Origin of the sequence: Yoonia sp. (assembly GCF_036007805.1) — a bacterium.
GTDB lineage: Bacteria > Pseudomonadota > Alphaproteobacteria > Rhodobacterales > Rhodobacteraceae > Yoonia.
This window is the reverse complement of the sequence record NZ_DASYOK010000143.1, coordinates 1-9,094: the sequence shown is the minus strand read 5'-3', so window position 1 is coordinate 9,094 and position 9,094 is coordinate 1. Positions and strand designations below refer to the sequence as shown.

Below are 9,094 nucleotides of genomic sequence, written 5' to 3'. Positions count from 1 at the left end.
GGAAACAGGCGAAGGCTAAGCTCCTTTACAGGGTCGCAATGCCCTACGTAACAATCCAGCCTGAGACCTATCCGCCTCCCCAAATTCAGTAGCAAATTCAGGGCGTTTGGTCGCTCACAAATCATTCATACCCCCTCCTTTGGGGTGAATGGCTTCAGGCAGCTGACAGCAGCTGCACATGGGTTGCGGACCGACCGGACCGGGGCTTGGGCCGCACGATGGCAAGGTAAGCAAAGCGATCTGTCGCCAGTCGTTGCTGGACGAGATGGATGAGCCCCTGCTCGGCCGCACGAAAAGCGGCATCAGCCAAGCGACGCAGCGCCCGCTGTTCCTCCGGCGAGAGGCCCGCTAGCGGCGTATCTTTATCGACGGCCAGAAACCCGCGATGATAGACAAGCACATCATTGGCAGCGGCCTGCGCTACCCAAGCGCAAAAGCTGATCTCGCAGATGGAGATGTCAGGCTGGGGGTTGCGGGTCTGATGGGTGAAGCGGCCCATGGTCATTGCGCGCCCCGCAGCGCAGTGCTTTGCAGCGTACTCTCGCATCTCCTGGCGGCTTCGTAGCTTTCGACGTCTGCAAGGCGATAAACCACCCGGCCGCCAATTTTTACAAAGGCCGGGCCGTCTCCCTGCCAGCGCCAACGCTCAAGTGTGCGTGGGCTCACCTGCCAGCGTTGGGACAGTCGGGCCTGATTCAGAAATACCTCGGACATTGATCTCTCCAGTCTAAATGTGTCTGGAAGAGTGATGCCCGTTTCTTTGTATGCATACGTCCCACAACTGGGATGCATTAAGACTTTTTCTTTGCCCCTATTTTTACAGGTGAAGACCGATGCTGGTCCTGGCGTGCAGACAAGCGCATACCAAATGCACACCAACTGCAGACCAAATGCAGACAAGGGGCGGCACCCGGATCATGCCAACACCCCGGAATCAAAAAACCCGCCAGAGCGGCGGGCGGGATAACGGGTGGGGGAACATCTCAGCTATTGGCAATCAGCCAGATCACAAAATCCGGGTCCAGGTGGTACCACCCGCGCCGCCCGGCCGTTTTCTTCAAAAGCCGTGACCAGAGCGGCTTTCGACTAAACAAGCTGCTCAACCGCTGTGATGCGCTTCCAACAGCATCAATGATATCAAGGAAGTGTTGGTCCGGCACACCATCACGGGTCCGCGCCAACATGAACTCCAAGGCGCGGACTTGCGGCGCGGTAAACGCAAACTCGGATTCATCATAGATAAACAAGCGAAAATCAAAGGACGTAAAGGGGCCGGCGTCAAAGCCTAAAAGTTCCACATCAAGCGCTTCAGCATGCGCACGCCGCACCAAGAGGTCGACATATGCCAAGCGCAATCCATGATCGTCATGCAGCGTCACCCTGCGGTTATCCGGAAGCCAGAAATCAGTAACCGAAACCTCACCCTCACGCACAAGACCGAAAGCATCGCGCAGCGCAAGATCGGCCAGCCCCGTAAATATCGTCTCCTCTACCGGGACCCAAAATGGCTCTCCATTTTCTTCATGCTCCAGCGCGAAAACCGTCGCTGCCTTTCCGATGATGCGCACACTGAGTTGCAGCTTTCCATTGGAGACCAGATAGCGGATTTCCGCATCCAAAAGGCGCCATCGTTGAGCGAGTTCGGACAGCTCAAATGAATCCCGCTCTAGCAGCATATTCCGAATCCTCATTGCCCCATGTTCCCCTTTTGTTTTACGGCATTGACAATCGGCTGCCAATCCTATTTTTTCCACAAATATATCAACAAGAGAGTGCACATGTCGATATTGATGAATGAGCGCCTGCGCGCACGGATCAGCCAACTTGGCATGTCCGTGGCTGAAGTCGCACGCACAGCCGGTGTGAACCGGACATTTGTCTATGACATTCTGCGCGGTCGCTCCCGCACCCCCAACCTTGACAAATTGTCTCGCGTGGCCGCAGCCGTCAAAGTCGAACAGGAATGGCTGTTGACCGGCAAAGGGCGTGTCAGCGGCGGGAACCCGATTACGGAAGACTACAACAACGAATTCGTGGCCATCCAATACGCGGCCGCGCGTCCATCCATGGGCGGCGGTGCAATCGTCGAGGACGAAGACAGATCAGTGCGTGATTTCCACTTTCGCCGTGCCTGGATCCGTGACCGGCTCAAGGCCGCCCCGTCCATGCTCAGGGTCATGGCTGTGCAAGGCGATAGCATGTGCCCTACCCTAAATGATGGTGATGTCATTCTGGTCGATCTCAACCAGCGCAACCCGACGCCACCCGGCGTATTCGTTTTGCATGACGGCATGGGGCTGGTTGCCAAGCGCCTGGAGCGTGTGCCCATGAGCGAGCCTCCCAGAGTGCGGATTATTTCCGACAACCCACAATACGCGCCCTACGACTGCACCGCTGATGAGGTCAATATCATTGGGCGCGTGCGTTGGTACGGGCGCGAGATGTAGGTGATAGGCTGCCGGAATAAAAAAACGCCCAAGGATCCGGTCCGTGGGCGCAATTCTGTATTCTTCGAAGTTCTGTCAAGGGGGGCAGAAAGTCAACCACGTATTCTTGTTGAGAAACATGGGCGGGACGATCGTCTTATAGAACCGACCCGTTTTGGGATCAGGCACAAGTCGCCCGTGTTGTCTCGGGCGTTTTAGCGCTTGGCACCATGAGCAATGCGTCCAGATTGATAATGGTTGCGAGGTGGGATCGCTCACCCCCAGCACCATCAATCGCACCACAAAAATCACGGCATCCTGGGATCATACTCCCTTAATGACCCACTTCTCGTCATAAACGTTTGTGCTTGTTGGTCCCACAACGCAATCTCATAGCAACCAAACATCCCGTAGCCTGGTTCATCGCGAGCCGATTTACAGTAAATGCCATGCAGAGGGAACAATACTGCTGCACGTGTGTTTGGGGTGTACGGATTAGGTATCTGCAACGCGTAGGGTGCGAAGCTTACCCTCCACTGAAATATCTTGCCGTCGACAATGATGTAACTATCACATCCACCTGTGCCACACCAAAACATCGGCCAATCACCACAAGTAAAATCGGTATACAAGGCGGTGGCTTTTGTCCCTTGGTCGTCAATGATCAGTTCATACACCCGGTCCTCTGGAACGATCAAACCACCTTCAGCACCAGGGCCCAACTCTTGTCGACAATTGGCGCGATATTCATCGACAATAAGATCCACGGCGGCTCGGTTTATAGCTGGTATTTCTTCAGCGATCGCGTGTTGTGCCACAAGTGACATCAATAGAAAACTGAGCGCGCTCATAACCCCCGCAACCTTAAGTAGCGTTTTTTTCATGTCGGCTCCCCTGCTGCCGACATTCCCCAAGTGGCCTGCCGCTTGGCATAAAATTGCGTGACGCTGCCACGCGGTCAACCGCTTTCTGCCGAGGCTTGTGATCGGCTTTGCTAAGACGCATGATTCAGAACACTAACGTCAAAGTCAGGATTGAACCGCTAATACGTTATTTCTCTTCGGCCTCTGCCTGCGTTCAGCTTGGAAAGTACTTTTGTAACTCTAAGTGGGGCATGAGATTAGTTCCTTATAACGACTTGGAAAACCCAGTGGCTACCGAGAGCTGAGCACCTAACCAGCTGCAGCTCAAGCTGATCAAGATCAAAGCCCGCGTCGTCCGTCACGCCCGCGCCATTACTTTTCAACTGTCCCAAGTGGCCGTTACCGGCGCGATGGTGCGCGCCATCATCGCCACCATCCGTCAATTGGGAGCGCCACCGCCATGCGCATGACCCAAATCCTGACATAACCTAAACGAAAGCAGCAGGGCAAGTCTGCCGGCCATACTAAAAAACGCCAGCCCCAGCAAAAATGTCTCGAACTGCGCGATCCACCGGTGAAGCCGTTTGGCTGGAAAAACGCTTGCCCCTCAGTCCGATTCAGGTGATTTTCATATCAAGTGGGACGCCACTTGGAGAATGTCAGTTACAACGTGTTGACGCTTAATTATATTGGGTTCCGATTTAAATTGAAGTAGCGGCGAGGGTTAGATGACTTGGAGGGATAATATACAAGGCATTCTGGCGGCTGCTTTCAGCAGTCTGTGGCTGTTGCCGATGGCGGCTAGTGCTCAAGACCGATTTACAGTTTTACCAGCTGCGCCTCCACCCCAAGATTGCAGCTATTGGGCAGGCTTACAAATTCCCAGTACTGTGTGCAAGCGACACGCACCAATGACACATGAAACCAGAAGGCATAATTTTGATAGTGCTGATTTTTCTTGGTACTGCAACTCAATCGGTAACTTGGAATTTGACTTTTTTAATTCGTCCACTCGTACGGTAAGAACTATAATTATCGAAGGCGCAACTTCGGGCACTCGCTTAACTGCAAATGTTGATGTTTCACCAGGGCAAAGTGAGTACGTTTACGTTACTTCGTCTGGTGGGTTTTGCGCTAAAGAGCGAAGTGCGCGATTATATTTCAATTATCAAATAGCGATTGGAGGCGAATGTCTTACATGGTATTCAACGCTAGAATTGCAAAGCATGCGAGAAACATGTCGCGCCATTCAGACGGAACAACAACAGCGCAGTATAATCTATAATAACTGCTTCATCGAAAAATCTAGAGGCGCTGAAATGACAGCTATAAACTCCATTAGAATGGTTTGTAGGGAAATTTCAGAAAATCCATCGATGCTGCAGCGCTGGCGTTGGGGGCCATAATATACCAAACACAATATCAATATTTAATCATAGTCAAGGTGACCTGCTCGGTGCGCCTGGGCGTGCATGACATCTGCCACCACGTGTTCTCGTCAAAATAAAAAATTTTGCGTGAAATGTTGGCCATCTGGCGCATCATCAGGGCATGATGACATATCTATCCAGACCGCCATCAATCCTTGTTGAAGGTAACAAGTGCCACCCCACCGTCCATAAAAATCAGCGACCTACAATTTCTAGTGATATCATATCTTCAAACGTTTCAATTGGCAGGTCGATATTATGAATAACCCCTGATTTATCGACGATACGGATCGAAACTCCAGTGGTCTTTTCACTCTCAATAATCTGCCGTGTAATCTCAGCTGCAGCTAATGCGGCATCTTCGGTTATCGGTGCAAGACGCGTAATGGATTCATCACGCATGAACGCACGAGTTCCATCAAAAACTACAAACTCTTCCACTTCGAAGATAGCGCCAGACCTGTTAAAGAGCTCAGTAGTAAAGGTTTCGCCCGTCAAATTGAAGGGCAGGCTTCGAAACTCATGAATAAAGCCATTACGAGAATCTTCCCCAAACTCAAAAAGATACGAGTAGCTCCCTAAGCTGAAATTACCCGAAAGTACGCCAACCAAATCTCCTAGTCTTTGTTCGCTCAGTGGCGTGCGCTTGACGTCTGAAAGGGTGAATCTCCGACCGGCAGCTAGTTCATTATTAGGACGAATGAAAAATGCCTGGTCACCGTCATTTTCCAACAGCGCTAGCGTGTCTCCGACGACCAAAGCGCCAACGTACTCGGTGTAGCCAATTTTCAGAGCTCCAGTCGCTGGCGAGTATTCCCATTCACTTGCAGAAGTAAAGCGACCATCGCTGACAGCAAACACTCTACCTTTTAACTCGCCATCAATTTGACGGAACCGATGCGTCGTAGGCGAGCCATAGCTCTGTAAACTTTGCCATTCGTCAGTGAGAAACCGATCAAAGAAAGCAGCACGCTCATCATCCAATGATGTCCGCTCCGCCTCGCTAAGCACACCATCGTTGATAAAGATGATGAAATCTTCACGATCCGTGATGCCCACAAAGTAGCGCCCAGAGATGCGCGCATCGGCTATAGTTTGACTGCCTATTTTCAGGATGCCTGAAGAAAGACCCCAGCTAGACAATTCACTTAACTCTTCATCGGTGCTGAGTACAACAACACCAGAATCCGTTGAGAAAGTGGTTTGGAATATCGCTTGTTGAGTATCGAGCGTTGTTCGCCAACGCGAGAGGGTTAACGCTTCAACAAATTCCTTAGTGTCTCGTCGCAGTAGTATACGTACGTCTGATTGACGCTCAGCCTCAACATTACGGACAAAAGAGCGCCGGTTCAACGAAAGTGATCCGTCACCAAGGATTTCGGCTACACTGGAAGAATAACCAATACGAACAGACATCTCATCAGAAGTGAACGTCCACTTTCCAGCTTGGATATCACCGTTTTCATCGGTAACTAGCACAGCCCCAACATTTGGCGCAAAGCCATCGAGAATTTCAATTGTTGATGCGTCGCTGACATCTACCCAAGAACCGAAGAAAGCTTCTTGCGCGTTAGCTGAGCTGAAGGGAAGTAAGACAGCAATCAATACAAGTATAAATCTAGTCATCGTTTTGCTTTCCATCCAAAATCCCCCAAAATGACCTTACCCGACATACTGCAACTGGCCTGCCGTCTGACGTCAAGATTGCCTAATTGTGCCAGGTGAACAAGTTTTTTTCGGCCCCAGCGGCGTCTGTGTTCGCGCAAACGTCCTGAATTGTGCGGATCAGGCCGAGAGGCCGCAGCATCCCGGCCCGGCGGCAACATTTTTCACCGCAGCGGACAGACCTGTCCTGTCACTTTCGTTCAGTTTGGGCGAGGATCGCGGTCATGCGCATGAAGGACGCTCGCAATCGGCGGATCGCGGCGAGGATGGCGCGTACCATCGGGCCGGTGACGGGCACTTCAGCCAGCAGGAAGATAATCGCGGACGACGCGCGCTCTCCCCTATTTTGATTAGCTTTAGCTGGAAGCTGGTCAGCGGCCAGCCAGCCATCGCCTCTGGGAGCGCGATGCAGCGCCAGAATGTGGCCAGGTTTAAGGCTTTGTCGCGCAAATCTGTCGTGCGTGGCCAGCCCGTTGCTTTGGGTGGCGGCATTAACAGGCTGCTGAAAAAGGCCGGTCTCGACGCGGTTTCGAGAACATGATTCACTTCCGGCACGGCAGCGGCAGTGGGGATAACGATGCGCGGGACGGACGAGGCGGCGGGATCGCTGTTCAGCTATGTAGACCTTGAGGAGCGGGTTCCGGCAGGTCATCCGCTTCGCAAGATCCGGCAGATCGTGAACGACGCGCTGGCGAGCCTCGATGCCGAGTTCGACGCGCTCTACACGGACTTCGGCCGCCCCTCCATCGCGCCGGAGCGCCTCATCCGGGCGAGCCTTCTCCAGATCCTGTTCTCGATCCGGTCCGAGCGGCAGTTGATGGAGCAGATGGATTACAACCTGCTGTTCCGGTGGTTCGTCGGACTCGGGATCGACGACGCCGTGTGGGTCCCCACGGTGTTCAGCAAGAACCGCGACCGGCTGCTGACCACGGACATGTCGCGCAAGGTCATGGCCGCGATCCTGGCGCACCCTTCGGTCAAGCCGCTGCTGTCGGACGAGCACTTCTCGGTCGACGGCACCCTGATCAAGGCGTGGGCCTCCATGAAGAGTTTTCAGCCGAAGGACAGCCCGCCACCCGATCACGACGACGATCCCGGCGGCCTGCCGCCACCAACCCAAGAGCCCTCCGCAGACACCGACCAGCAGACCCAGCAGACCGAGACCCAGCCTATGCCCGACACGCCCCGCCAGCCCCGCAACGCCGAAGTGAACTTCCGGGGCGAGAAGCGCTCGAACGCGACCCATGCCTCAATCACGGACCCGGATGCGCGCCTTTACAAGAAGGCGCCGGGTGCCGCGGCGATGCTGTGCTTCATGGGCCATACGCTGATGGAAAACCGCAACGGCCTCGTGGTGCAGGCGGATCTCACCCACGCCGACGGCCATGGCGAGCGCAAGGCGGCTCTCGAGATGATCAATCGCCACTCACCGGGCTCGACCCGGCGCCTGACGCTCGGGGCCGACAAGGGATACGACAGCGCCGACTTCATTGCCGCGCTCAGGCGCATGGTCGTGACACCGCACGTCGCGCAGAAGGCCAGGCATTCCGCCATCGACGGCCGGACCACCCAGCATCCCGGCTACGCCTTGTCTCAACGGCACCGCAAGAAGATCGAGGAACCGTTCGGCTGGGCCAAGACCGTGGGCGGCATGGCCCAGACCGTTCACCGCGGCCTCGACAGGGTCCGCGCGCAGTTCACGATGACCATGGCGGCCTGCAACCTCGCGAGGCTGCCGAAACTCCTGGCGGCGTGACGGAAAAGGCAATCCAGACCCGGCGTCTGCCGCCGATGCCGTAGCGAACCGCCCTCAAATCGTGGCGGCAGGAACAACGTCCTTCGAGCCCGACTTCTTCAGCAGCCTGTTAAACGTGCCATCGACGACCATTTCTGTATCAGTCAGATCGCTTGCGTATTTATCGCCTTTGGGTCGTTGGCGGAGAAGTTTGGTCCAAGCCAAAGGGCGATCAGTGCCAGCGCCCGCAGTTTTTGGCGGCGAAGTGCGCGTCCCAGGCTTTCTTTGAGAGGCCTGCCGTCAGCAGCAAGCATTGGTCCCGAGCTGGTTGTATCACTCATGTCGTCCCCAATCGTTTAACGCAAATTTTGGTATCTATAGAAATGGAAAGGGGCGAAACCGCCCCTTTCCGAAATTACTTACTGTGCAAGCCAGGCTTGGAACTTCGCGTCGATATCGTCGCGGTAGTCAGCCCAGAACTCATAGTTGTACAGGAAGGTGTTTGCAGCGTTCGCCGGGTCTGTCGGCATGTGTGGTGCCATATCGATACCCAGTGTTGCGTGCTGGCCAACCAGTGGCGCAGAAGACAAACGTGCAGGACCATACGAGATGTAGGCGGCCTGATCAGCAAGACGCTGAGTGTCTGTCGCAAAGTAGATAAAGTCCAAAGCGCGTGCGAGACGATCTTCGGGCAGACCTGCAGGGATGATCCAGCCGTCAAGGTCGAACACCTGCGCGTCCCACATCATGCCGATTGGCTGGCCTTGCTCTTCGATCGCTGCGAACAGACGGCCGTTGTATGTTGAGCCCATGAAGACTTCGCCATCAGCCAGAAGCTGTGGTGTGTCTGCACCGGCGGACCACCAGATCACGCTGTCACGGATGGTGTCGAGCTTGGCAAGCGCCCGCTCTTGGCCTTCTTCTGTTGCCAGAACGTCATAGACCTCATCCTTTGCAACGCCGTCACACAGCAGT

At 54.4% G+C, this 9,094-nt stretch carries 9 protein-coding genes and 2 pseudogenes; 4 read left to right on the top strand and 7 right to left on the bottom strand.

What is annotated here, in order from left to right; translation table 11 throughout:
• Positions 1-154 precede the first annotated feature (154 nt).
• The 3 genes from VGP75_RS08365 to VGP75_RS08355 form a co-directional block, all read right to left on the bottom strand.
• Entirely contained in the window at positions 155-505 is a 351-nt protein-coding gene (locus VGP75_RS08365) for a hypothetical protein (protein WP_327543223.1), read from the bottom strand.
• Complete coding sequence (locus tag VGP75_RS08360; protein WP_327543222.1) at positions 502-714, bottom strand: helix-turn-helix transcriptional regulator; 213 nt, start codon at positions 712-714, stop codon at positions 502-504. Before VGP75_RS08360 ends, VGP75_RS08365 begins: the two co-directional genes overlap by 4 nt.
• A gap of 269 nt (positions 715-983) precedes the next feature.
• A complete protein-coding gene (locus VGP75_RS08355) occupies positions 984-1,823 on the bottom strand; it encodes a hypothetical protein (RefSeq protein WP_327543221.1) in 840 nt (279 codons plus the stop codon).
• On the opposite strand from VGP75_RS08355, the gene VGP75_RS08350 reads away from it, so the two are divergent.
• A complete protein-coding gene (locus tag VGP75_RS08350) occupies positions 1,779-2,447 on the top strand; it encodes a S24 family peptidase (protein ID WP_327543220.1) in 669 nt (222 codons plus the stop codon). The two genes, VGP75_RS08355 and VGP75_RS08350, sit on opposite strands and share 45 nt — an antisense overlap.
• Positions 2,448-2,734: 287 nt before the next feature.
• Here the strand turns inward: VGP75_RS08350 and VGP75_RS08345 are convergent, their stop codons facing one another.
• Entirely contained in the window at positions 2,735-3,310 is a 576-nt protein-coding gene (locus tag VGP75_RS08345) for a hypothetical protein (protein ID WP_327543219.1), read from the bottom strand.
• Positions 3,311-3,606: 296 nt separating this feature from the next.
• Here VGP75_RS08345 and VGP75_RS08340 point away from each other — a divergent pair.
• Positions 3,607-3,759: pseudogene (locus VGP75_RS08340) on the top strand (IS1380 family transposase); the annotation flags it as partial.
• A 441-nt stretch (positions 3,760-4,200) separates the two neighbouring features.
• On the top strand, positions 4,201-4,695 hold the full coding sequence (locus VGP75_RS08335; RefSeq protein ID WP_327543218.1) for a hypothetical protein: 495 nt from the start codon (positions 4,201-4,203) through the stop codon (positions 4,693-4,695).
• Positions 4,696-4,914: 219 nt separating this feature from the next.
• On the opposite strand, the gene VGP75_RS08330 is transcribed toward VGP75_RS08335, so the two are convergent.
• Together VGP75_RS08330 and VGP75_RS08325 are read right to left on the bottom strand one after the other, a co-directional pair.
• Positions 4,915-6,360 carry a hypothetical protein gene (locus VGP75_RS08330; protein ID WP_327543217.1) on the bottom strand — a complete coding sequence of 482 codons (1,446 nt, stop codon included), beginning with the start codon at positions 6,358-6,360 and terminating at the stop codon, positions 4,915-4,917.
• Positions 6,361-6,606: 246 nt separating this feature from the next.
• A pseudogene (locus VGP75_RS08325) lies at positions 6,607-6,822 on the bottom strand (IS1380 family transposase); the annotation flags it as partial.
• Between the two features lie 139 nt (positions 6,823-6,961).
• On the opposite strand from VGP75_RS08325, the gene VGP75_RS08320 reads away from it, so the two are divergent.
• On the top strand, positions 6,962-8,140 hold the full coding sequence (locus VGP75_RS08320; protein WP_327543216.1) for an IS5 family transposase: 1,179 nt from the start codon (positions 6,962-6,964) through the stop codon (positions 8,138-8,140).
• A 398-nt stretch (positions 8,141-8,538) separates the two neighbouring features.
• Here VGP75_RS08320 and VGP75_RS08315 read toward each other — a convergent pair.
• Positions 8,539-9,094: ABC transporter substrate-binding protein (locus VGP75_RS08315; RefSeq protein ID WP_327542651.1), on the bottom strand; the 556-nt coding region annotated here is incomplete at its 5' end.